This window comes from Pseudomonas sp. B26(2017) (genome assembly GCF_002113045.1).
GTDB lineage: Bacteria > Pseudomonadota > Gammaproteobacteria > Pseudomonadales > Pseudomonadaceae > Aquipseudomonas.
Window position 1 is genome coordinate 105,488 of record NZ_NEJJ01000006.1, and the last position, 24,071, is coordinate 129,558.

23 protein-coding genes are annotated in these 24,071 nt (G+C 61.2%); 9 read left to right on the forward strand and 14 right to left on the reverse strand.

The window, feature by feature from the left end; all coding sequences use genetic code 11:
• Positions 1–15: 15 nt before the first annotated feature.
• The 3 genes from CAF79_RS10775 to CAF79_RS10785 all read left to right on the forward strand — a co-directional run bounded on the left by CAF79_RS10775 (position 16) and on the right by CAF79_RS10785 (position 2,017).
• The gene (locus CAF79_RS10775; protein WP_085697753.1) at positions 16–1,146 is read left to right on the forward strand and encodes a PepSY domain-containing protein; all 1,131 of its coding nucleotides are present in this window, start codon (positions 16–18) and stop codon (positions 1,144–1,146) included.
• Positions 1,143–1,322, forward strand: a complete 180-nt coding sequence (locus CAF79_RS10780) for a hypothetical protein (RefSeq protein WP_085697754.1) — start codon at positions 1,143–1,145, stop codon at positions 1,320–1,322. Before CAF79_RS10775 ends, CAF79_RS10780 begins: the two co-directional genes overlap by 4 nt.
• Before the next feature lie 65 nt (positions 1,323–1,387).
• Positions 1,388–2,017 (forward strand): glutathione S-transferase, encoded by a 630-nt coding sequence (locus tag CAF79_RS10785; RefSeq protein WP_085697755.1) that lies wholly within the window; start codon positions 1,388–1,390, stop codon positions 2,015–2,017.
• A 202-nt stretch (positions 2,018–2,219) separates the two neighbouring features.
• Here CAF79_RS10785 and creD read toward each other — a convergent pair whose 3' ends face one another.
• The 4 genes from creD to CAF79_RS10810 all read right to left on the reverse strand — a co-directional run bounded on the left by creD (position 2,220) and on the right by CAF79_RS10810 (position 6,504).
• Positions 2,220–3,590: a cell envelope integrity protein CreD gene (gene creD / locus CAF79_RS10795; RefSeq protein ID WP_085697756.1), complete on the reverse strand. Its 1,371-nt coding sequence runs from the start codon at positions 3,588–3,590 to the stop codon at positions 2,220–2,222.
• An 82-nt stretch (positions 3,591–3,672) separates the two neighbouring features.
• Positions 3,673–5,088: a two-component system sensor histidine kinase CreC gene (gene creC, locus CAF79_RS10800; protein ID WP_085697757.1), complete on the reverse strand. Its 1,416-nt coding sequence runs from the start codon at positions 5,086–5,088 to the stop codon at positions 3,673–3,675.
• Positions 5,088–5,768, reverse strand: a complete 681-nt coding sequence (gene creB, locus CAF79_RS10805) for a two-component system response regulator CreB (protein ID WP_085697758.1) — start codon at positions 5,766–5,768, stop codon at positions 5,088–5,090. The genes creC and creB overlap by 1 nt, the downstream gene beginning before the upstream one ends.
• Before the next feature lie 232 nt (positions 5,769–6,000).
• A complete protein-coding gene (locus CAF79_RS10810) occupies positions 6,001–6,504 on the reverse strand; it encodes an ATP-dependent zinc protease (RefSeq protein WP_085697759.1) in 504 nt (167 codons plus the stop codon).
• Between the two features lie 238 nt (positions 6,505–6,742).
• Between CAF79_RS10810 and CAF79_RS10815 the strand changes: the two genes are divergently transcribed.
• Complete coding sequence (locus CAF79_RS10815; RefSeq protein ID WP_085697760.1) at positions 6,743–7,630, forward strand: acyltransferase; 888 nt, start codon at positions 6,743–6,745, stop codon at positions 7,628–7,630.
• A 1-nt stretch (position 7,631) separates the two neighbouring features.
• Here the strand turns inward: CAF79_RS10815 and CAF79_RS10820 are convergent, their stop codons facing one another.
• Positions 7,632–8,189, reverse strand: a complete 558-nt coding sequence (locus CAF79_RS10820) for a DUF2780 domain-containing protein (RefSeq protein WP_039768021.1) — start codon at positions 8,187–8,189, stop codon at positions 7,632–7,634.
• Positions 8,190–8,702: 513 nt separating this feature from the next.
• Between CAF79_RS10820 and CAF79_RS10825 the strand changes: the two genes are divergently transcribed.
• Positions 8,703–8,915 (forward strand): cold-shock protein, encoded by a 213-nt coding sequence (locus tag CAF79_RS10825; protein ID WP_085697761.1) that lies wholly within the window; start codon positions 8,703–8,705, stop codon positions 8,913–8,915.
• A gap of 198 nt (positions 8,916–9,113) precedes the next feature.
• Positions 9,114–9,620: a DUF3757 domain-containing protein gene (locus tag CAF79_RS10830; protein ID WP_170929722.1), complete on the forward strand. Its 507-nt coding sequence runs from the start codon at positions 9,114–9,116 to the stop codon at positions 9,618–9,620.
• Positions 9,621–9,674: 54 nt separating this feature from the next.
• Here the strand turns inward: CAF79_RS10830 and fdhA are convergent, their stop codons facing one another.
• The 8 genes from fdhA to CAF79_RS10870 all read right to left on the reverse strand — a co-directional run bounded on the left by fdhA (position 9,675) and on the right by CAF79_RS10870 (position 19,569).
• A complete protein-coding gene (gene fdhA, locus CAF79_RS10835; RefSeq protein ID WP_085688554.1) occupies positions 9,675–10,874 on the reverse strand; it encodes a formaldehyde dehydrogenase, glutathione-independent in 1,200 nt (399 codons plus the stop codon).
• Positions 10,875–11,048: 174 nt separating this feature from the next.
• The gene (gene purU / locus CAF79_RS10840) at positions 11,049–11,906 is read right to left on the reverse strand and encodes a formyltetrahydrofolate deformylase (protein WP_085697763.1); all 858 of its coding nucleotides are present in this window, start codon (positions 11,904–11,906) and stop codon (positions 11,049–11,051) included.
• A 133-nt stretch (positions 11,907–12,039) separates the two neighbouring features.
• Positions 12,040–12,672, reverse strand: a complete 633-nt coding sequence (locus CAF79_RS10845; RefSeq protein ID WP_085697764.1) for a sarcosine oxidase subunit gamma — start codon at positions 12,670–12,672, stop codon at positions 12,040–12,042.
• A 147-nt stretch (positions 12,673–12,819) separates the two neighbouring features.
• Entirely contained in the window at positions 12,820–15,837 is a 3,018-nt protein-coding gene (locus CAF79_RS10850) for a sarcosine oxidase subunit alpha (protein ID WP_085697765.1), read from the reverse strand.
• The gene (locus tag CAF79_RS10855; protein WP_011336273.1) at positions 15,834–16,163 is read right to left on the reverse strand and encodes a sarcosine oxidase subunit delta; all 330 of its coding nucleotides are present in this window, start codon (positions 16,161–16,163) and stop codon (positions 15,834–15,836) included. Before CAF79_RS10855 ends, CAF79_RS10850 begins: the two co-directional genes overlap by 4 nt.
• A 14-nt stretch (positions 16,164–16,177) precedes the next feature.
• Positions 16,178–17,428, reverse strand: coding sequence for a sarcosine oxidase subunit beta (locus CAF79_RS10860; protein WP_085688558.1), 1,251 nt, complete (start codon positions 17,426–17,428; stop codon positions 16,178–16,180).
• 20 nt (positions 17,429–17,448) lie between these two features.
• Positions 17,449–18,702, reverse strand: coding sequence for a serine hydroxymethyltransferase (gene glyA, locus CAF79_RS10865; protein ID WP_085697766.1), 1,254 nt, complete (start codon positions 18,700–18,702; stop codon positions 17,449–17,451).
• A gap of 156 nt (positions 18,703–18,858) precedes the next feature.
• Complete coding sequence (locus CAF79_RS10870) at positions 18,859–19,569, reverse strand: TraX family protein (protein WP_085697767.1); 711 nt, start codon at positions 19,567–19,569, stop codon at positions 18,859–18,861.
• 128 nt (positions 19,570–19,697) lie between these two features.
• On the opposite strand from CAF79_RS10870, the gene CAF79_RS10875 reads away from it, so the two are divergent.
• The 3 genes from CAF79_RS10875 (at position 19,698) to CAF79_RS10890 (ending at position 22,884) form a co-directional block, all read left to right on the forward strand.
• Positions 19,698–20,738: a low specificity L-threonine aldolase gene (locus tag CAF79_RS10875; RefSeq protein WP_007959802.1), complete on the forward strand. Its 1,041-nt coding sequence runs from the start codon at positions 19,698–19,700 to the stop codon at positions 20,736–20,738.
• A gap of 119 nt (positions 20,739–20,857) precedes the next feature.
• Positions 20,858–21,391, forward strand: coding sequence for a transposase (locus CAF79_RS10880; RefSeq protein WP_085697768.1), 534 nt, complete (start codon positions 20,858–20,860; stop codon positions 21,389–21,391).
• 668 nt (positions 21,392–22,059) lie between these two features.
• The gene (locus CAF79_RS10890) at positions 22,060–22,884 is read left to right on the forward strand and encodes an NAD(P)-dependent oxidoreductase (protein WP_085697769.1); all 825 of its coding nucleotides are present in this window, start codon (positions 22,060–22,062) and stop codon (positions 22,882–22,884) included.
• Between the two features lie 50 nt (positions 22,885–22,934).
• Here CAF79_RS10890 and gbcB read toward each other — a convergent pair whose 3' ends face one another.
• A complete protein-coding gene (gene gbcB, locus CAF79_RS10895) occupies positions 22,935–24,035 on the reverse strand; it encodes a glycine-betaine demethylase subunit GbcB (protein ID WP_085697770.1) in 1,101 nt (366 codons plus the stop codon).
• Positions 24,036–24,071 lie beyond the last annotated feature (36 nt).

The window sequence follows — 24,071 nt, forward strand, 5'->3', positions numbered from 1 at the left end:
TTTGAAGGTCATGAAATGAAAAGTAAAACAATCCGTCGCTGGTCCTTCGTCCACACCTGGACCAGCCTCATTTGCACCGTGTTTTTGCTGCTGTTGGCCCTGACCGGCCTGCCGCTGATTTTCCATCACGAAATCGACCACCTGTTGGGCGATGCGCCCGAGTTGCGGGTGATGCCGGCGGACACGCCGCATCTGAACCTGGCGCAACTGGTCGAAGCGGCGGAGAAGCATCGGCCCGGTGAAGTCGTACAGTATTTCGGCTTCGAAGACGACGAGCCGAATGCAGTGCTGACCATCATGGCCAAGACCGCCGGCACCGAGCCCAACTCCTCGCACACCTTCATGCTCGATGCGCGTACCGGCGAAGCGCTGGAGATGCCATCGGCCAACGGGGGGCTGATGCTGTTCATCCTGCGTCTGCACGTCGACATGTTCGCCGGGCTGCCGGGCAAGCTGCTGCTGGCGTTCATGGGTTTGCTGTTCGTAGTCGCGATCGTGTCCGGCACGGTGTTGTACCTGCCGTTCATGCGCCGTTTGAAGTTCGGCACGGTGCGCCAGGACAAATCCACCCGCCTGCGCTGGCTCGACCTGCACAACCTGATCGGCGTGGTGACCCTGACCTGGGCGCTGGTGGTGGGTGTGACCGGCGTGATCAGCGCCTGCGCCGATCTGCTGATCGCCGCATGGCGCGCCGATGCGCTGACCACCCTGATCGCGCCCTACCGCGATGCCCCGCCGCTGACGCAACTGGCCCCGGCAACCCGGGTGCTGGACATCGCCGCAAGCGTCACACCGGAGATGAAGCCGGACTTCATCGCATTCCCCGGCACCCGCTTCTCCAGCGAGCACCATTACTCGGTGTTCATGAAAGGCGGCACTCACCTGACCTCGCACCTGCTGACCCCGGTACTGATCGACGCCAGCACCCTGCAAGTCACGGTGGTGGCAGAACGACCGTGGTACATGGACGCCATGGGCATGTCGCAGCCGCTGCACTTCGGTGACTACGGTGGCATGCCGATGAAAATCCTCTGGGCCACGCTGGACGTGCTGACCATCATCGTCCTCGCCAGTGGCGTGTATTTGTGGGTGGTACGGCGCAAGGCTGCGAAACCGGTACTGGAAGCGGCGGAGGCCTCTGCATGAAGCCGCGTCAGTCGAATTTCTGGAAGGTCTTCAGCACGCCGCTGGTGATCGCGCTGCTGAGTGCGGCGGGCCTGTTCGCGGCGCTGCTGGGCGACGGGATCTGGGATGGCTTGAGCTGGATTGGCCTGGGCGTTCCGGCCGCCATTGCCCTGCGCGGATTGCTGCAACGTCGCTGAACGGCTTGAGCCTGACGGGCAACGCGCTATGCTGCCCGTCATTGCCCCTGACCGAGACCCTGCCGATGTCCGCTCCCAGCATGACCCTGTTCCACAACACCCTGTCCCCGTTCGTGCGCAAAGTCATGGTGCTGCTGCACGAGACCGGCCAGCAGGATCGCGTCGCGCTGCAGGACTGCGTGCTCAGCCCTGTCAGCCCGGACGCCGCCCTCAACGAAGACAACCCGCTGGGCAAGATCCCGGCCCTGCGCCTGGCCGACGGCAACGTCATCCATGACAGTCGGGTGATCCTCGATTACCTCGACCACCAGCACGTCGGCAACCCGTTGATCCCCCGCGACGGCTCGGCCCGCTGGCGGCGCCTGACCCTGGCCTCGATGGCCGACGGAATCATGGACGCCTCGGTCATGGTGCGTTACGAGCAAGCGCTGCGTGCCCCGGAAAAACACTGGGACGAATGGCTCGAGGCCCAGCGCGAGAAAATCCGCCGCGCCCTCGCCCTGCTGGAGCGCGACGCGATTGCCGAGCTGACCTGCCACTTCGACGTCGCCTCGATCAGCGTGGCCTGTGCGCTGGGTTATCTGGATCTGCGCTTCCCGGATCTGGGCTGGCGTGACGCCAACCCGCAACTGGCCAACTGGTTCTTTGAAGTGAGCCAGCGGCCGTCGATGATTGCGACCATGCCGAAAGTCTAGGCCGACTGTTCCGGCCCCTTCGCGAGCAAGCTCGCTCCCACACTGGTCCTGGATGCGACGGAGCAATCTGAAGCAACACCCTTCCTGTGGGAGCGAGCTTGCTCGCGAATGCACCAGCGCGGTCCAACTGGCAGAAACCCGATAATCCGCGTCATCAACACCTCGGCCTCCCGCTGCTCCTCACGCAAGCCCACAAACCGGCTCATTGCACCGCTCCGATATCGAATTCCAGCGGTTTGGCCGGTTTCTGCCCGATCCCGTACCAGTCCAGATTGCGGGTCAGCACCATGAACACACCGAGCAGACCGAACAGCAGCAACGAGCCCATCAGCAGCGCGTAATCCTCGGCACTCAGCAGGCCATAGAGCAAGCCGTACAACGCCGCCAACCCCGCCGAAAAACTCAAGCCATGCCGCACGCTGCGCAGTACGTGGCAGACATAGAAGCCGATCAACAACACACAACCGCTGGCCGACAACAGATACGCCAGGGCAAATCCGATGTGCTCGGACAACGACAGCAACAACAGATAAAAGAACGCCAGCGCTACACCTACCAACGCGTACTGCACCGGGTGCACCGCCAGGCTTTTCAGCACTTCGAACAGGAAGAAACCGGCGAACGTCAGGACGATGAACAGCAACGCATATTTGATCGCCCGGTCACTCTTCAGATATTGATCCACCGGATCGATGAAGCTCACGCCGAAACTGCGCCCGTTGAACGCCTCGCAATCATTGCCCGACACGCAACGGCTCATCGCTTCTTGCAAGTTGGTGGAGAAAAACGAGGTCTGCCAATCGGCGGTGAACCCCTGATCCGTGATCTCGCGCCTGGCCGGGAGGAAGTTGCCGATGAAGCTTGGGTGCGGCCAGTTGGCAGCGAGGTTAACCCGGCTGGTCTTGCCCACCGGCAGCACCTGCAACGAGCCGGTGCCTTGCAGGCGCAGGTCGAAGCCGAAGGCCAGTTCCGTGGTCCTGCCGGTGTCCAGCGCCGGCAGCGTCACTCGCACCCCCTCGCCCAGCCAGCCGACCTGAGTGCCGGGCACGAAGTCCAGGCGTTGCGCACCCAGTTCCAGCTTCAGCGCGTTTTCGATCCCGCGAATGTCGCTGATGCCGACCGCCAGGAATGGCGCATCGAAGGTGTAATCGACGAAGTCTTCCTTGATCCCCAACTGTGCCGGCAGCGAAAAATGCCCGCTGATGCGGTTGTCGGCATGGAACAGCCGCGCCTCATAAATGCCCCGGGCGCGCAGCTCGGTCTGCACCTGGCCGTCGAGCTCAAAACGCTCCGGCAGGAAATACAGGCGCCCACGTTCTTCGCCGATTTCCTGGTATCGCTCGTCGCTCTTCTCTTTGGTCTTCCAGGTGCGCACCACTTTGCGATACGGCACAACCATCACCGGCCCGCTGAGTTGCTGGCTGTAGCTCGAGCTTCTGGCGATGTCTTCCAGCACACCGTCACGCAGTTGCTGGCGATCATCGATGATGCCGTCGATCATCAGCAGCGGCACCAGCAACACCAGGATCAGCAGGGCAATGGCCCCGAGTTTTATCGTCAGACTTTTGTTCATGGGACTCTCCCTGTTTCGATGGGCAGAGTCTGCAAAGGGGATGTGGGGGTTTTGTGGGAGGAATGTGGAGTTTGTGTGGAGACTACAACTGCAGAACGACTTCCACCCCGCCTTCAACGTTGCCGATGCGCAGCGAACCACCGTGCAACTTGACCACCTCTTCGACGAAGTTGAGCCCGAGACCGGTGCTTTTACGTCCGCTGTCCGGACGGGGCAAAGAGTAGAAGCGCTCGCTCAAGCGGGGTAAGGCATAGTCGGGAATCGGCGTGGTTTCGTTGAACAGTCGAAGCACGACCTGCTCGCCAACCCGCTCGGCACTGAAGCGCAGCGAACCGTTTTGCGGCGTGAAATCCAGCGCGTTTTCCAGCAGATTGGCCAGCGCCTGACGCAGCAGAAACGGCTCGCCGATCAACGCCAGATCCGGCGCGATGGTTTGCTCGATCCGCAGTTGCCGGCCTTCGATACGCGCCATTTGTGCCTGTAGCAACTCATTCACCAGCGCCGCCAACGGCACGGCGACGCGCTCCTCAAGGCCCTGCCGCTGCTCGACCTGGGCAAGGTTCAGCAGGCGTTCGATCAACTGCTGCATGCGGGCACTTTCATTGTCGATATTGCCGACGAAACGCAGGCGCTGATCCGTCGGCATCTCGCCCTGCAACAACTCGGCGGCACCGCGAATCGCCGCCAGCGGGCTCTTCAATTCATGGGTCAGGGTGTGCACATAGCGTTCGACGTAGGCCTTGCCTTCGAGCTGGGTGCGCATCTGTTCCACGGCGGTCGCCAACTGCTCCAGCTCGCCACCGCGATAGTGCGGCACCGCCACCCGACGGCCCTCGCTCACCGCCTGGGCGTACACGGTCAAGCGGTGCAGCGCGCGGCTCAGCCACCACGACAGCACGGCGCCCAACAGCAGGCCGAGGCCGATCAACCCAGCGCCGTAACCGAGCAAACGCCGTTCCGTGCGATCGACATAGGGTTGCAGTGAACTGTTGGGTTTGGCCACGGTGACCACGCCGATGATCGCGCCGTTGTCGCGGATCGGTGCGCCGACGTGCATCACCGAAGAGTTCGGGTCATTCGGGTCGCTGCGGCTGGAGCGTGCGCCGTACTCGCCGCGCAGGGTCAGGTAGACGTCGTTCCAGCGCGAGTAGTCCTGACCGACGGCCAGACCACTGGAGTCCAGCACCACAATGCCCTTGGCGTCGGTGACGTAGATGCGGTGGTTGACCTGGTTCTTCGCCAGGCCCCAGATTGTCGCCTTCGGCTGGCGCTCACCATAGGCGCGGAGCAATTCGGGCCAGCGGTTCTGATTGAGCGTGCCGGCCTTGAAATCGTCCCGCAGGATTTCCGCCATCAGGTTGGCGGTATCGACCAGGGTTTCTTCGGTGGACTGGCGCACGCCGGGGCGGATTTCTTCCATCACGGTGTTGAGCACGAAATACCCGGTCAGGCCGATGAACAGCACGTACACCAGGAAAATCCGCAGCCCCAGCGACATCAGCTGTGCCCCGGGCTGTAGCTGTAACCGAGGCCGCGATGGGTCTGGATCGGCTCGGCCTCGGCGCGCACCAGACGCAATTTGGCGCGCACGCTTTTTATATGGCTGTCGATGCTGCGCTCGTAACCGGCATCCGCCGCCACGCCCAGCGCATCAAGCAGTTGCTCGCGGCTGAACACCCGCTCGGGCTGTTCGAGTAGGCATTGCAGCAGGCGGAATTCGTGGCGGGTCAGGCTCAGGGGTTGGCCGCGATAGCTGATCTGTACGCGCTCGGGATCGATGCGAAACACTCCCGACCAGGCATCAGCTGGCGGACGTGGCGCCATGCGTTTGAGAATCGCCCGGACCCGGGCCGCCACTTCACGGGGGCTGAACGGCTTGACCACGTAATCGTCGGCACCGATCTCCAGCCCCACCACGCGATCGATTTCGGCGTTGCGCGCGCTGAGAAACAGCACCGGCACTTCACTGAAACGACGCAACTGCTTGCAGGTTTCAAAGCCGCTGATGTCCGGCAGACCGATGTCGAGGATGATCAGATCCGCCGGGGTCTGGCGCTGATGCTCCAGCGCCGCCGCACCCAGATTCAGCCAGGTCGTGGTGAAGCCCTCGCCCTGCAAGGCAAAAATCAGCGTGTCGGCAATCGCCGCTTCGTCATCGACAATCAGGATATGAGGCATGGCGTCCGAGCCTGTGGATTAAGTGCGCGAACGGTGCCCCAAGCCCGGCGTTACGTCAATGAGACCACCAGCGTCGCGTCTCACAAATGCGTTCCTTTTTTGACGAGTGGCTGTTGTCGTCAGGCAAGGCGCCGCGACGAGTCATAGCCCGCTATGGCGAGGAGCGGCAACGCAGCATGACGGCAACAGACACCATCAAAAAGGAACAGCATTTGCGAGACACGACGCTCGATCAGCAATCAGGTTTGTCCGCCGTGAAGCGCCGCGCCGGGTTCACCGCCGCGCCAAACTCACGCAGAGCCTTGGCGCCGATCAGCAACGGGTAGTTGAAGTTGCTGCGGTCGGTCAGGTTGACCTCCACGGTACGCTTGATGTCGCCCAGGCACAGCTCCAGATCGACCACCGGGCGCTTGGCCACTTCGGTGCTTTCGCCCTCGTCTTCTTCATCCGAGCGGCTCTTGATCTTGCTGATCCGCGCGACCTTGTGTTCGTACACCTTGTTGCTCGCGTCCTTGGTGGCCAGGCGGAAACGCACCCAGTCTTCGCCGTCGCGTTTGAACGTCTCGATGTCCTTGGCCGACAGCGAGGCGGTCAGCGCGCCGGTGTCCATCTTGGCCTTGAGCACTTCACCGCCGATTTCCGGCAGCGCGATGTATTCGTAACGACCGTACAGGGTCGGCTCGGCGGCGAGAACCGGCAGGGCTACGAGGGAAAGCAATGCAAGGAGGGATTTCACGTAAGGGGCTTCCTTGGGAAATGGGGGCGTCAGACGCGAGATTTTAGACCGTTGTTTACTTGATCGTTCCCACGCTCCGCGTGGGAATGCATCAGGTGACGCTCCGCGTCACAGGGACGCAGAGCGTGGGGACGATCAGGCTAACGCGCCAAAGGTGAAACATTCGTCACCGGACGATTTGGCCTGCTGGCCGAAGCCACTTATCATGGCGCGCCCATCCGTTTTCCAAGAGTTGCTTATGCGCCGCTTGCTCACCGGCTGTCTCGTCACCCTGCTGCTGTTGTCCAACACCCTCGTGCTCTTCGGCCCGCTGATGGTGTTCGCCCTGCTCAAGCTGGTCCTGCCGGGGCGCTTTCGCGACTACGCCTCGTGGGCGGTGATGTGGATCGCCGAAACCTGGGCAGAAATCGACAAGCTGATCTTTCGCCTGTGCATCCCCACCCAATGGGACATTCGCGGCGGCGAAGACCTGCGCAGCGACACTTCCTACCTGGTGATCAGCAACCATCAGTCCTGGGTCGATATTCCGGCGCTGATCCAGACCCTCAACCGGCGCACGCCGTTCTTCAAGTTCTTCCTCAAGAAAGAACTGATCTGGGTACCGTTCCTGGGCCTGGCCTGGTGGGCGCTGGATTACCCGTTCATGAAGCGCTACACCAAGGCGTTCCTGGCGAAGAACCCGGAGCTGGCCGGCAAGGATCTGGAAATCACCAAGGCTGCGTGCGAGCTGTTCAAGCGCCAGCCGGTGACGGTGGTGAATTATCTGGAAGGCACGCGTTACACGGCTGCCAAAAGCACTCAGCAGCAGTCACCGTTCAGCCACCTGCTCAAGCCCAAGGCGGGCGGCGTGGCGTTCGTACTGGCGGCGATGGGCGAACAGCTGGACGCGATTCTCGATGTGACCGTGGTTTATCCACAGCAGAAGATTCCGGGGTTCTGGGACCTGATCAGCGGCAACGTGCCGCGCGTGATCATCGACATCCAGACCCGCGAGCTGGATCCGGCCTTGTGGCAGGGCGATTACGAAAACGATCCGGTGTTTCGCGAGAAGGTCCAGAACTGGGTCAATCAGCTCTGGACCCTCAAGGATCAGCGCATCAACGAACTCAAGGACGAGCGCCGCTGAGTCAACCGTTGGTGCCGGTGCCCCAGATGCTGCCCAGGCTTTGCAGCAACGAACCACCGACACCCTGCTGACCAAGGTATTGCAGGAGGATCGGGGCAAACTGGCCGACCATCCCGCTGTCCATGCCCAACGCACCGAAGGCGTTGTTCAGGTCATTGGTGTCTTTGACGTTGCCCAGCGCATTTTCCAGCCCGGCTGACTTGCCGGACGAGCCGAGCAAGCCGCTCAACGCCGCCAGACTGCCAGCGCCGCCCGACAATTGGTCGATACCGGGCACTTCCTTGGCCAGTTCGGAATAATCAGTGCTGCTCAATTGGTTCTTCGCCAGGCCCAACATGGCACTGGTGCCACCCACGGCTTGTTGGGGCGTCAGGTCCAGCGCGCTCAGCGCACTCAACAAGCCAGCGGTTTCCGAGGTCGGCGCTGCGGTTGCAGCCTTGTCCCCGCCCTGCATGCCCGATACCACGCCGGCCACGTCGTTCAAACTGAAACCGGCAAACACCGGTCCTGCCGCCAGGGTCAGGAGCGATGCCAGGGCAAAACCGCGTGAAATCTTCATTCAGACATCCTCTTGAAAAACGGCCACCGGACAACGGCGGCGAAACTTCCGATTTGACCGGGGATATGGCGGCGCGTTCCGGTCATTCCAATTCGAAGTCTGAGTTATTCCAAATGGTTTCGAAAAACTGTCAAACCTGACAGTTACCAGCTGAATTCAAGTGAATTACATTGAATTCGAGACAAGTTTGCCGCGGATTTCTAGGGAGATGCTGCGATGGAGAAGCGATTGGCAGACCGCGACGACTCGATCATCCCGCCGGCGAAGAATCCGTCGAAGGACGATACAAGGAAGATGATGCCCAACCCTCACCAATCGTCTTTTGCATTGATTCTGACGATCCAATCATTGGAAAAATCAGGGCCGGAGGAAAGGTCAGTCATGAAGTGATGAAAAGTGATACAGGGCAGGATTACGCAATCAACGTTCAACTGGTTCGCGACAAAACTACAGGGAAATCCTGGTCGTGAACGGTGAAACCGTGGCTTCGGACAGCAAACAGGATGCATGGAAATGTCAAACAGACAAAACGGCACTGTAAAGTGGTTTAACGAGGCAAAAGGCTACGGCTTTATTACCCCTGATGGCGGCGGCGGCGATCTTTTCGTCCACTTCCAATCCATTCAATCGGCTGGATTTAAAACTTTGCAAGAAGGACAGTCTGTGACCTTCATTGCTGTGAAAGGAGAGAAGGGAATGCAAGCGGAACAAGTTCAGTACGTATAGAAATCCGTTCAAAAAGTACGGCGCCTCAATGGCGTCGTTTTCGTACTGCGTAAGCCCTGCGCTGCATTTATTCCAATCAGTGCTAAATAAATACGGGAGCATAGTGAAGCAACATAATCAACTGTCACTTCTGACAGGTGCCAAAACAACCGCCACTTCATAGCATGAATGCTCCATTTATCAAAAAAGGAACTTCCCATGCCACTTTCCAATGATAAAAAGAGTGCATTGAAAGGCACAACGCTGAGCATCTTCGCCATGTTCACAATGGTGATCAGCACTTATACGCTTGCTGAGAGCTGCCCCCCATTAAGTTCGATATCCTCGCAAGACGTCAACGGCACCTTTCACTACTCCGCTGGTGCATTCAAGGGCTCAAATGCGGATACGGGCGTGGAACCAGAAAATGTCGACTACTCAAAGAAAAGTGGAGTCAAGTTCACAACGGCTACCCTCGCACAGCGTAAAGTAGGATCAGAGGGAGAAGATCCGGCAGATAAGCCTGGTAGCATTATCAGTTATGTCAAATGTGATTACGAAGGCTCTGGGGCCGACGACCGTGTACGTCTTTCCCAAAGAACGACAGCATTTGCTACCGAAGCCAAAGGCACTTGGGAAAAAGACACACAAGAAAACAGTGCTAATACTCATAACAAAAAGTGTAGTGCATCTGATGTAACCGACTGCGAGTTCAACCTTCCTTAATCACCACTGGAAATAAAAAACGGCGCCTGACCAGGCGCCGTTTTTTTTGTTGGCTTACGCCGCACTGAACAACTTGTGCGGATCAATCACAAACTTCTTAGGTACACCCGCATCGAATTCGCCGTAGCCTTCCGGCGCCTGGTCGAGGCTGATGACCTGCACGCCCACCACTTCGGCGATGTTGATGCGGTCCCACATGATCGCCTGCATCAGCTGGCGGTTGTACTTCATCACCGGGGTCTGGCCAGTGTGGAAGCTGTGGGATTTCGCCCAGCCTAGGCCGAAGCGGATGCTCAGGCTGCCCATTTTCGCGGCGGCATCGACAGCGCCCGGATCTTCGGTCACGTACAGGCCCGGAATACCGATCTTGCCGGCGACACGCACCACGCCCATCAGCGAGTTGAGCACCGTGGCCGGGGCTTCGGATTTGACGCCGTCGTGACCATGGCCGCGAGCTTCGAAGCCGACGCAGTCCACCGCGCAATCCACTTCAGGCTCGCCCAGCAATGCAGCGATCTGTTCGTGCAACGGGGTGTCTTTCGACAGGTCAACAATCTCGAAACCCTGAGCCTTGGCGTGGGCCAGGCGGATGGTATTGACGTCTCCGACGATCACCACCGCCGCGCCGAGCAAACGGGCGGAGGCGGCTGCGGCCAGACCGACCGGACCTGCACCCGCGATGTAAACGGTGCTGCCCGGACCAACGCCGGCGGTAACGGCGCCGTGGTAACCGGTCGGCAGAATGTCGGAGAGGCAGGTCAGGTCACGGATTTTCTCCATGGCCTTGTCGCGGTCCGGCAGTTTCAGCAGGTTGAAGTCGGCGTACGGCACCAGCACGTATTCGGCCTGGCCGCCGGTCCAGTCGCCCATGTCGACGTAACCGTAGGCACCGCCGGCGCGGGCCGGGTTGACGGTCAGGCAGACGCCGGTGTGTTGCTCCTTGCAGGAACGGCAGCGCCCGCAAGCCACGTTGAACGGAACGGACACCAGGTCGCCGATTTTCAGGTTTTCGACGTCGCTGCCCTTCTCGATCACTTCACCGGTGATCTCGTGCCCCAGCACCAGACCGACCTGGGCGGTAGTACGGCCGCGCACCATGTGCTGGTCGGAGCCGCAAATATTGGTTGAAACCACACGCAGGATGACGCCGTGCTCGATCTTCCTGCCGCGCGGGTCCTGCATTTTCGGATAGTCGATTTTCTGTACTTCGACCTTGCCAGCGCCGAGATACACCACACCACGATTGCCAGACATGCTTTCACCTCGCTGTTGTTTTTATGGAACCGCGCCGCCCAGGCAGGCAGCGCGTTAAGTGCTCGGGTACAGATGCTGATTCTTGTGTTGCCTGTTATGGCCTCATCGCCAGCAAGCTCGCTCCCACAGGGGTACGCATTCCAATGTGGGAGCGAGCTTGCTCGCGAAAGCGATCTAGAGAACGACCGTGCGATTGGCGTTCAAAAACACCCTCCGCTCAATGTGATACCCCACCGCCCGGGCCAAGGTCAGGCCTTCGATATCACGCCCCTTGGCGATCAGGTCTTCGGGGTAATGACTGTGATCCACCGCCTCGACGCCCTGGGCGATGATCGGCCCCTCGTCGAGGTCGTTGTTGATGTAATGCGCGGTGGCGCCCACCAGTTTCACGCCCTTGTTGTAGGCCTGGTGATACGGCTTGGCGCCCTTGAAGCCCGGCAGCAGCGAGTGGTGAATATTGATCGCCTTGCCATCGAGCTTGCGGCACAGCTCCGGCGACAGCACCTGCATGTAGCGGGCGAGGATCACCAGTTCAGCGCCGGCCTCCTCGATCACCTGCAACACCTGCCGCTCCTGGGCCGGTTTGTCGTTGGGGTCGAGGGGGAAATGGTAGTAGGGAATCTGGTGCCAGTCGGCCAGCGGCTTGAGGTCCGGGTGGTTGGAGACCACCGCCGCCACATCCATCGACAACTGGCCGATGCGCTGGCGGTAGAGCAAGTCGTTGAGGCAGTGATCGGCCTTGGAAACCATGATCACCACTTTTGGCCGGTAGTTCGGCGCGGTCAGCTCGAAGATCATGCCGAACGCCTGACCGCGTTCGGCGAGGCCGGCGCGGAAGGATTGCTCGTCGAAGCCTTCGGGCTGACGGAATTCCACCCGAATGAAGAACCGGCCCGAAAGCCGGTCATCGAACGAGTGGTGTTCGGTGACGTAACAGCCCTGCTCGAACAGAAAACGCGTCACCGCGTCCACGGTGCCGAGAACGCTGGGGCAGTCGGCGGTCAGAATCCATGTATCCGGGGCGCGGCTCATCGTTTTCTCCTGGGTCTGGCCTCTGATCGTTCCCATTGCTCTGCGTGGGAATGCCGCAATGGACGCTCTGCGTCCGTTCTTGGGACGCGGAGCGTCCCGGGATGCATTCCCACGCAAAGCGTGGGAACGATCATTACGCCTGAACGCTTAGGCCGTATTCGGCAGACGCATCCTGCAACCACAACCACCAGTAATCCGAGAAGCTGCGACGGATCAGCAGTTCCCAGGTGTCTTCGGCGGTGTGGCGAATCATCAGCTGCGACTTGGCGAACACCGTGCCAACGGCCTTGCCGACCGGGAAGTTGTTCGGGTGCACGTCGTAGCTGGTGGATTTCATCAGCACCTGACGCACGTTCGGGCCGCTCAGTTCGAGTATTTGCTGCCCGCCGCTGACGTTGACGATTGCGATGTGCAGATCGCCCAGCGCTTCGCGCAGTTTCTGCTCGGCGGCGAATTCTTCACCGCTCGGCACGATCAGCAGCCACTCATCCGGCCCCATCCATTGCAGGCTGGTTTCGCCTTTGACGATCACGCTCAGGGCGCCCGGCAATTCGATGCCCAGCGCTTTGTGCACGCCGGCAGCGAACGCGGCATCGTGACCGTCGCCACGGATGGTCAGATGGCCGAGGAGTTTCTTCTCGCGCACGGTCACGCCGGCGGTCTTGCGGCCCTTGCCGACCAGGCTGGCGAGGTCGGCGTGATGCAGCGACGACTCGGCCTTGGCCCCGTTGGTCGGGCGTTGTTGGTAAACGTTGGCTGCGGTCATAAAGCACCTATTCTTTTGTTTGATCGTTCCCACGCTCTGCGTGGGAATGCCGCCATGGACGCTCTGCGTCCGCTCTTGGGACGCGGAGCGTCCCGGGATGCATTCCCACGCAGACGGTTCGACGCCTCGACGTGGGAACGATCAGTGTCAAATGTTCTGGCGATCGCCTTTCGGATCGAAAAACACCGAAGAAACGATTTCCGCCTCGATCACGCTGCCGTCCGCCAGCGGTGCGAACACCCGCTCGCCCATGCGCTTCAGACCGCCTTTCACCACGCCCATGGCAAACGAATAGCCGAGGGAGTTGTGCGCGTAGCTGGAGGTCACGTGGCCGACCATGGTCATCGGGATCGACTGCTTGGTGTTGAACACCAGCTGTGCACCTTCCGGCAGCCACACGTTCGGATCGATCGGCTTCAGGCCCACCAGTTGTTTACGCTGGTCACGCACGCAGTCTTCACGGTTCATGCCGCGCTGGCCGATCCACGAGAACGGCTTGGTGCGACCGACACACCAACCCATGTTCAGGTCGTCCGGGGTCATCGAGCCGTCGGTGTCCTGGCCGACGATGATGAAGCCCTTCTCGGCCCGCAGCACGTGCATGGTCTCGGTGCCATACGGGGTCAGGTTGTACTGCTTGCCCGCCTCGACGATTTTTTCCAGCACGCCCATCGCGTAGTCGGCCTGGACGTTGACTTCGTACGACAGCTCACCGGTGAACGAGATGCGGAATACCCGCGCCGGCACACCGCCGACCAGACCTTCTTTCCAGGTCATGAACGGGAACGCTTCGTTGGCCAGATCGATGTCGGTCACGGCGCTGAGCAGCTTGCGACTGTTCGGGCCGGACAGGGTCATGGTCGCCCAGTGGTCGGTGACGGAGGTGAAATACACCTTCAGGTCCGGCCATTCGGTCTGGTGGTACAGCTCCAGCCACTGCAGGACGCGAGCCGCGCCGCCGGTGGTGGTGGTCATGACGAAATGGTTGTCGGCCAGACACGCCGTCACACCGTCGTCGAAGACCATGCCGTCTTCCTTGCACATCAGGCCGTAACGGGCCTTGCCCACGTCGAGCTTGGTCCAGGCGTTGGTGTACACGCGATTGAGGAACTCGCGGGCATCCGGGCCCTGGATGTCGATCTTGCCCAGGGTCGAAGCGTCCAGCAGGCCAACGCTGTCGCGCACAGCCTTGCACTCGCGTTTGACCGCGGCATGCATGTCTTCGCCGTTTTTCGGGAAGTACCACGGACGTTTCCACTGGCCGACATCTTCGAACTCGGCGCCGTTTTTCAGGTGCCATTGATGCAGCGCGGTGTAACGCACCGGTTCGAAGATGTGCCCGCAGTGACGGCCAGCTACCGCGCCGAATGTCACCGGCGTGTAGTTCGGACGGAACATCGTGGTGCCCATCTGCGGGATGGTCACGTTCAGCGACCGGGCGGCAATGGCCAGACCGTTGACGTTGCCGAGCTTGCCCTGATCGGTGCCGAAGCCCAGTGCGGTGTAGCGTTTGACGTGCTCGACCGACTCGAAACCTTCGCGGGTCGCCAGTTCGATGGCGGCGGCGGTCACGTCGTTCTGCAGGTCGACGAATTGTTTTGGCGCCCGGGAAGTGCCCTTCTCGTGCGGCACCTGGAACAGCGCCAGCGTCGGTTCTTCGTGGCGGCTCAGAGCTTTCGGCAACACGCCTTCGACGGTCTGGAAACCTGCTTCGGCCGCAGCGCGCACGCCACCTTCAAAACCGTCGGCCAGGGAATCGCCGAGACCGTAGACGCCGTTGATGCCACCGACGCACACGCGTTTTTGCGGTGCTTCGCCGGGTACGAAACCGAGGATGTCTTCGCGCCAGATCGGCTTGCCGCCAAGGTGCGACGCCAGGTGAACCACCGGGCTGTAACCGCCGGAGCTGGCGATCAGGTCGCAGTCGAGCCATTCGCCCGGGCTGGTGACCTTGTGGCCTTTGACATCGATCGCCGCCACGCGGGCAGCGGTGACGTGCTTGCTGCCACGGGCCTCGATCACGGCGCTGCCGGTGAGGATGCGAATGCCTTTGGCGCGCGCTTCTTCCACCAGTGCACCACGCGGATTGCTGCGCGCGTCGGCGATGGCGACCACTTGCAGGCTGGCGTCGAGCCAGTCCAGCGCCACCCGATAGGCGTGATCGTTGTTGGTCGACAGCACCAGCTTTTTGCCCGGTGCCACGCCGTAACGGCGCACGTAGGTCGACACTGCGCCGGCGAGCATGTTGCCCGGCACGTCGTTGTTGCCGTAGACCAGCGGACGCTCGTGAGCGCCGGTCGCCAGCACCACACGCTTGGCGCGGACGCGGTGAATGCGCTGACGCACCTGGCCGATCGGAGCACGGTCACCGAGGTGATCGGTGAGGCGTTCGTGAATGGTCAGGAAGTTGTGGTCGTGGTAACCGTTGACCGTGGCGCGCGGCAACAGCAGCACGTCCGGAGTGTTCTTCAATTCAGCGATGACACTGGCCACCCACTCCATCGCAGGCTTGCCGTCGAGGCTTTCGCGGGAGTCGAGCAGGCTGCCGCCGAACTCTTCCTGTTCATCGGCGATGATCACCCGCGCACCGCTGCGCGCAGCCGCCAGCGCAGCGGCCAGACCGGCCGGGCCGGCGCCGACGATCAGCACGTCGCAGTGCTGGTTCATGTAGTCGTAGGTGTCCGGATCGACCTCGGTCGGCGAGCGACCTAAACCTGCAGCCTTGCGGATGTACTTCTCGTAAGTCATCCAGAACGATTGCGGATACATGAAGGTTTTGTAGTAGAAACCCGGTGGCATCAGCTTGCCGCCGACCTTGCCGAGAATTCCCATCATGTCGTTGTTGACGCTCGGCCAGCCGTTGGTACTGGTGGCGACCAGGCCCTGGTACAACGCCTGTTGCGTGGCGCGCACGTTGGGAATCTGGGTGGCTTCGGTTGCACCGATCTGCAGCACCGCGTTCGGCTCTTCGGCACCGGCGGCGAAGATGCCGCGCGGACGCGAATACTTGAAGCTGCGGCCAATGATGTCGACGCCGTTGGCCAGTAGGGCTGCGGCCAGCGAGTCGCCTTCGAAACCTTTGTAGGTCTGGCCGTTGAAGGTGAAGCTCAGCACTTTGTTGCGGTCGATCCGTCCACCGTTGGACAGGCGATTGGTCTGGCTCATACCTTCTCTCCCAGCGCCGTCGTAGCTGTTTTCGCAGTGTCAGCCTTGTCGGTGAATTGCGGCTTGGTGCCGATCTTGTAGGTCTCGAGAATCTCGTAGGTCACGGTGTCGCGGGTGACGTTGAAGTACTGGCGGCAACCGGCGACGTGATCCCACAACTCGTGGTGCAGACCGCGAGGGTTGTCGCGGAAGAACATGTAGTCGCCCCACTCCTCGTCGGTGCAGCTGTTCGGATCCAGCGGACGCGGAATGTGCGCCTGGCCGGATGCATGGAATTCCTCTTCGGAGCGCAGTTCGCCGCAGTGAGGACAGAAGATATGCAACATGGGGATTTCTCCTGTTAGTGGGCGACAGCCGCAGCGCCGTGTTCATCGATCAACGCACCGCTGTGGAAACGGTCGATGGAGAAAGGTGCGGCCAGCGGGTGCATTTCACCCTTGGCCAGACTCGCGGCAAACACGTTGCCCGAACCCGGTGTGGCCTTGAAGCCGCCGGTGCCCCAACCGCAGTTGAAGAACATGTTCGGCACCGGGGTCTTCGAGATGATCGGGCAGGCGTCCGGCGTGGTGTCGACGATGCCGCCCCACTGACGGTTCATGCGCACCCGCGACAGCACCGGGAACATCTCGACGATGGCCTGGATGGTGTGCTCGATCACCGGGTACGAACCGCGCTGGCCGTAGCCGTTGTAACCGTCGATACCGGCGCCGATCACCAGGTCGCCCTTGTCGGACTGGCTGATGTAACCGTGCACGGCGTTGGACATGATCACGCTGTCGATGATCGGTTTGATCGGCTCGGACACCAGCGCCTGCAACGGGTGGGATTCGATCGGCAGACGGAAACCGGCGAGTTTGGCCATGTGCCCGGAGTTACCGGCGGTCACCACGCCGACGCGCTTGGCGCCGATGAAACCCTTGTTGGTTTCAACGCCGATGCACACGCCGTTTTCCTTGCGGAAACCGATCACTTCGGTCTGCTGGATCAGGTCCACGCCCAAGGCGTCGGCGGCACGGGCAAAGCCCCACGCCACGGCATCGTGACGGGCCACGCCGCCGCGACGCTGAACGGTTGCGCCCATCACCGGGTAGCGGGTGTTTTTCGAGCAGTCGAGGTACGGAATTTCGTCCGCGACTTGCTTGGCGTTGAGCAGTTCGCCGTCCACGCCGTTGAGGCGGTTGGCGCTGACCCGACGCTCGGAATCACGGATGTCCTGCAGGGTGTGGCACAGGTTGTAGACGCCGCGCTGGGAGAACATCACGTTGTAGTTCAGGTCTTGCGAAAGGCCTTCCCACAGTTTCATCGCGTGTTCGTACAGGTGCGCCGATTCGTCCCACAGGTAGTTGGAGCGGACGATGGTGGTGTTGCGCGCGGTGTTACCGCCGCCCAGCCAACCCTTCTCGACCACGGCCACGTTGGTGATGCCGTGTTCTTTGGCCAGATAGTAGGCCGTCGCCAGACCGTGCCCGCCGCCGCCGACAATGACCACGTCGTAGACCTTTTTCGGGGTCGGCGTGCGCCACATGCGCTGCCAGTTTTCGTGGTGGCTGAGGGAGTGTTTGAAGAGGCCGAAGCCCGAATAGCGTTGCATAGTCATGTACTCCAGAACGCTCAGCGATAAACCGGGAAGTCAGCGCACAGGGCCGAAACCTGCTGGGCGACGTTGGCCTCGACATCGGCATCGCCGAGGTTGTCGAGGATGTCGCAGATCCAGCCGGCCAGCGTCACGCACTGGGTCACCTTGAAGCCGCGGGTGGTCACCGCCGGGGTGCCGATGCGCAGGCCGGAGGTGACGAACGGCGACTGCGGGTCGTTCGGTACGGCGTTCTTGTTGACGGTGATGTGCGCGCGACCGAGGGCGGCGTCTGCGTCTTTACCGGTGAGGCCCTGACGGATCAGGCTGACCAGGAACAGGTGGTTGTCGGTGCCGCCGGACACTACATCGTAGCCACGTTTGATAAAGACGCTCGCCATCGCCTGAGCGTTGTCGATCACTTGTTGCTGATAGGCCTTGAAGCCAGGCTCCAGCGCTTCCTTGAAGCACACGGCCTTGCCGGCGATGACGTGCATCAGCGGGCCGCCCTGGGCGCCGGGGAATACCGCCGCGTTGAGCTTTTTCTCGATCTCTTCGTTCGCCTTGGCCAGGATCAGGCCGCCACGCGGACCGCGCAGGGTCTTGTGGGTGGTGGTGGTGACCACATCGGCGTACGGCAGCGGGTTCGGGTACAGACCGGCGGCCACCAGACCGGCAACGTGGGCCATGTCGACGAACAGCAGCGCGCCAACCTTGTCGGCGATCTGACGGAAGCGCGGGAAATCGAGGGTTTTCGAGTAGGCCGAGAAACCGGCGACGATCATTTTCGGTTTGTGCTCGACGGCCAGACGCTCGACTTCGTCGTAATCGATCAGGCCGGTGTTGGTGTCGATGCCGTACTGCACGGCGTTGTACAACTTGCCCGAGGACGACACCTTGGCGCCGTGGGTCAGGTGACCGCCGTGGGCCAGACTCATGCCGAGAATGGTGTCGCCTGCTTGCAGCAGGGCCAGGTACACGGCGCTGTTGGCCGAGGAACCGGAGTGCGGCTGGACGTTGGCGTAATCGGCGCCGAACAGTTGCTTGGCGCGTTCGATGGCCAGCGCTTCGACCTTGTCGACGTGCTCGCAGCCACCGTAGTAGCGCTTGCCCGGATAGCCTTCGGCGTATTTGTTGGTCAGGCCGCTGCCTTGCGCTTCCATCACGCGTTTGCTGGTGTAGTTCTCCGACGCGATCAGCTCGATGTGATCTTCCTGACGTTGCTCCTCGGCATTCATCGCCGCCAGCAGTGCATCGTCGTAACCCTGGATCCGGTCTTGCTTGCTGAACATCGCGTCTCTCCCAGCGGCATCTGTGCGCCATTCGTCTCGGTAAGGCACGGCGTTCAGCCAGTGCCCTTTGATGCGATGGTATGGCCGGCGCAGGGAGGTCAAATGCCTACGGACGCCACGCAAAGGTGCGTTTACGACATGGCGGGGACGACGGACTCAAACAAGCAGCTGGCGCAAGGCCAGAAGGACCATGAAATGCGCGGGATAGAGCGCATACGCCCAGCGCCGCATGGGTGGCGCGTGGAGGTAAGTGGCGTGTCGCAACAGGAACATTCCGAGCAGTGGCGCCATCAGGCAGGTCGCAAGCCCGAAGATGGCGACGATGTTGCCGAACTGCGCGGCTTCGTACAGCACCCGCCATTGATTCGCGGCCACACACACCAGCCCTGGTAGCAGGCTGAAATACCAGGGCCGATGAAATACCAGCAACATCGCCAGCGGCAGCAGGACGCCGAACAGACCGAACATCAGCCGCTCCGGGAACATCGCCGCCGCCAGTAAGGCTCCGACTCCCAGCAGTCGTGAAATCAGCACTCGATCCTGCCAGCCTCGCGCCACCAGCAAACCCAACGCCAGCGTGGGCATCACGTTCAAGGTGTCGGGCTCGGGAATGTACAGACGGTAGGGAATTTCACTGATAGCGCTGAACAGCAGCAACCAGCCCAGATAGCGCCATTCGGTCTTGCGTGCGCCGTCCCGCGTCAGATTCGCCGCCATCGCCAGGCAGAACCACGGGAACGCCAGCCGTCCCGGCACATACAGCCAATCGGCGCTGATCCCGACATATCGCAGGTGATCGAGCAGCATGCTCAGCAGCGCCAGCCACTTGAGCAGATCGAGTGCGCCGTCGCGCCGGCTCAGGTGCATAATCGGCTCGCATCCTTGTAAAGTTTTGACAGCGACATCCCGTGTGCTCCCCGGATGATCTTCGGTACAGTGCGCACCATCATTGACCCCACGAAGCGCCACAAGCGCCTCGATTACGGAAGCCGGCCATGACCGACAAGAGCCAACAATTCGCCAGCGACAACTATTCCGGTATCTGCCCTGAAGCCTGGGCTGCCATGGAACAGGCCAACCACGGCCACCAGCGCGCCTATGGCGACGATGAGTGGACAGCACGCGCCTCCGATTATTTCCGCAAGCTGTTCGAGACCGACTGCGAAGTGTTCTTCGCCTTCAACGGCACCGCCGCCAACTCCCTCGCGCTGTCGTCGCTGTGCCAGAGTTACCACAGCGTCATCTGCTCGGAAACCGCCCACGTCGAAACCGACGAATGCGGCGCACCGGAATTTTTCTCCAACGGTTCGAAACTGCTGATCGCCGGCACTGAAAACGGCAAGATCACCCCGGCCTCGATCCGCGAGGTCGCGCTCAAGCGCCAGGACATCCACTACCCGAAACCGCGCGTGGTGACCCTGACCCAGGCCACCGAAGTCGGCAGCGTCTACACCCCGGAAGAAGTCCGCGCCATCAGCGACACCTGCAAGGAACTGGGCTTGAACCTGCACATGGACGGCGCGCGCTTTTCCAACGCCTGCGCCTTCCTCGGCTGCTCGCCGGCGGACCTGACCTGGAAGGCCGGCGTCGACGTACTGTGCTTCGGCGGCACGAAAAACGGCATGGCGGTGGGTGAAGCGATCCTGTTCTTCAACCACAAACTGGCCGAAGACTTCGACTACCGCTGCAAACAGGCCGGGCAACTGGCTTCGAAGATGCGCTTCCTGTCGGCGCCGTGGGTCGGCATCCTGGAAAACGACGCCTGGCTCAAATACGCCCGCCACGCCAACCACTGCGCGCAACTGCTGGCTGAACTGGTCAGCGACATTCCGGGCGTGGAACTGATGTTTCCGGTCCAGGCCAACGGCGTGTTCCTGCAACTCTCGGAACCGGCCATCGCCGCCCTGACCGCTCGCGGCTGGCGCTTCTACACCTTCATCGGCAAGGGCGGCGCCCGCTTCATGTGCTCGTGGGACACCGAAGAAGAACGCGTACGCGAACTGGCGCGCGACATCCGCGAAGTCATGTCGGCCTGATCGCCTCCCCGTGGCGTTGATCGTTCCCACGTCGAGGCGTCGAACCGTCTGCGTGGGAATGCATCCGGGGACGCTCCGCGTTCCTCTCAGCAGCACCGCAAGATTCAAGGATGAATCCCATGGGCCGAAGCCGCTACACCATCACCGAATCCGACAAACCTCACTTCCTGACCTGCACGCTGGTGGAGTGGCTGCCATTGTTCGTTCGTCCCTACCTCGTCGACCACCTGCTCAACTGTTGGCGCTATCAACAAACCCATCAGGAGCTGAAGCTCTACGGCTACGTGATCCTGGAAAACCACCTGCACTTCGTCGCCCAGGCGCCTGACCTGAGTAAATCCCTGAGCCAGTTCAAATCCTTCACCGCTCGACAGATCATTGATGATCTGCAAAGTAAGGGTGCAGAAAGAGCATTGAATCGGCTTCGCTTCAGCAAACGGGCACACAAGGAAGATCGGGTGTATCAGATGTGGCAGGAAGGTGCTCACGCAGAGGTGGTCTACAGCGAAGAAGTCATGCGCCAGAAACTCGATTACATCCACAACAACCCGGTAAAGCGCGGTTATGTCGAGTTGCCTGAGCACTGGCGGTATTCGAGTGCCCGAAATTATGCAGGGCTGGAGGGGTTGATCGAGGTTCAGCGCTGGTACTGAAGCCCCCGATATCCCACCCGCAGATCGTTCCCATGCTCCGCGTGGGAATGCCTCCCGGGACGCTCCGCGTTCCTGCCACACCACCGACGCAACGCCTGCCACCGTCATGACGCGGAGCGTCAAAGGCTGCATTCCCACGCGGAGCGTGGGAACGATCACTACTCATAGCGACAACTGAATTTCCTACCGTCGCCACAGACGCCTATTCACGCATGGTCACATCGGCCTCCCTACTCCGATCGTTCCCATGCTCCGCGTGGGAATGCATACCGGGACGCTCCGCGTTCCTGCTGCACCGCCGATGCACGCCAGGCACCGTCATGACGCAGAGCGTCGAAGGCTGCATTCCCACGCGGAGCGTGGGAACGATCACCACTCAAAGCGACAACTGCATTCCTACCGCCGCCACAGACGCCTATTCACGCACGGTCACATCGGCCTCCCTACTCCGATCGTTCCCATGCTCCGCGTGGGAATGCCTCCCGGGACGCTCCGCGTTCCTGCCGCACCGCCGATGCAATGCCAGGCACCGTCGTGACGCGGAGCGTCGAGGGCTGCATTCCCACGCGGAGCGTGGGAACGATCAGGCTCCCCCCTTCCATTTCAGCTCCATCGTCTACATTGTTTGTCGAGCCTTCGCTCGCATAACAATAAGCAGGAGCTTGCGCATGTCGCTAAAAGGCAAAACCTTGTTCATCACTGGCGCCAGCCGTGGCATCGGGCGCGAGATTGCGCTGCGGGCTGCGCGGGACGGGGCCAATATCGTGATCGCGGCCAAGAGCGCCGAACCGCATGCCAAATTGCCCGGCACCATTCACAGTGTCGCGGCGGAAGTCGAAGCGGCCGGCGGCAAGGTACTGGCGTTGCAAGTGGATGTACGCGATGAAGACGCGGTGCGTCAGGCGCTGGCCCAGGCCAATGAAAATTTCGGCGGGATCGATGCGCTGGTGAACAACGCCGGGGCGATCAAGTTGACCGGTGTGCAGCACATCGAACTCAAGCGTTTCGACCTGATGCATCAGATCAACACCCGTGCGGTGTTGCTGTGCAGCCAGGCGGCGTTGCCCTATTTGAAGAAGTCCTCTGGACACATTCTCAACCTGTCACCGCCGCTGAACCTGGCCAGCAAATGGTTCGCGCAATACAGCCCATACACGGTGACCAAGTACGGCATGAGCATGCTGACGATCGGGATGAGCGAGGAATTCGCCCACTACGGGATCAGTGTCAATTCGCTATGGCCGCAGACCATGATCGCCACGGCGGCGATCGAGTTTCAGCTGGGCAATCGCGAGTCGTTCAAGCATGCGCGCACGCCGGCGATCATGGCGGACGCGGCACATGTGATTCTGAACAGCAGCGGACGGCGGATTACCGGGCGGTTGTTGATTGATGAGGAGGTTTTGCGGGAGAGCGGCGTGACCGAGTTCGATCATTACCGTTTTGAACCGGGAAGCGATGCGAAGTTGATGACGGATTTGTTTGTCGACTGAACGACAAACCCTGTGGGAACGAGCTCGTTCCCACAGGGTTCATGCCTCCATCAGTATTCGATCCGTACATCCCCCTTCGGCACGCTGCAGCAAGAAAGAATGTACCCCTCCGCCTCGTCGTCCTCGGTGATCCCGCCGTTGTGATCCATCTCTACCTCGCCGCCGAGCTTGAGCACCTTGCACGTCCCGCAGATCCCCATGCCGCAGGCTTTCGGGATCATCAGGCCGACCTTGGCCGCCGCCGCATGCACGGTCTCGCCCGGAGCCACGCGGATGCTCTTGTCCGATGAGGTGAATTCCACCAGGTGCAGATCCGCCGCCGGGATTTCCGGTGCTTCGGCGGCCTGCTCGGCCTGTTCCACCGCATCGGCGCGGGCTTCCGGCGGCGTGGCGCCGAAGGACTCCTCGTGATAGCGCTTCATGTCGTAGCCGGCGTTTTCCAGCAAGCGCTTGACCGCTGTCATGTACGGCGTCGGGCCGCAGCAGAAGACTTCACGCTCAAGGAAGTCCGGCACCATCAGTTCCAGCATCTTGTGGTTGAGATAGCCGCGATAGCCGGCCCAAGGCTCGCCCAGCCCGTGCTTCTCGCAGATCAGGTGCAGGCTGAAGTTGTCGATCCGCGACGCCATGTGTTCCAGCTCGCGGTGGTAAATGATGTCCTTCGGTGAGCGGGCGCTGTGGATGAACGTCATGTCGACGTTGCCGTTGGTGTCGTAGAACCAGCGCGCCATGGACATCACCGGAGTGATACCGACGCCACCGCTGAGGTACAGCACTTTCGGGCTCGGGAAGTCGATGGCGTTGAACAGCCCGACCGGGCCGTGCACCGCCAGCTCCTGACCTTCATGCAGGGTGTCGTGCAGCCAGTTGGACACCTTGCCCCCCGGCACGCGCTTGATGGTCACCGAAAAGCTGTACGGCACCGACGGCGAGCTGGAGATGGTGTACGAACGCATGATCGGCTGGCCTTCGATTTCCAGCTCCAGGGTCACGAACTGCCCGGGCTTGAAGAAGAACAGGATCGGCTGGTCGGCCATGAAACAGAAGGTGCGCACGTCCCAGGTTTCCTGGATGACTTTGACGCAACGGACGATGTGTCGGCCATTGGCCCAGGTCTGGGTGGTGACCGGATTCAGGAAGCTGTTCGACATGCTGTTCTCCACGGCCGACTGTCGGCCTTCATGTGG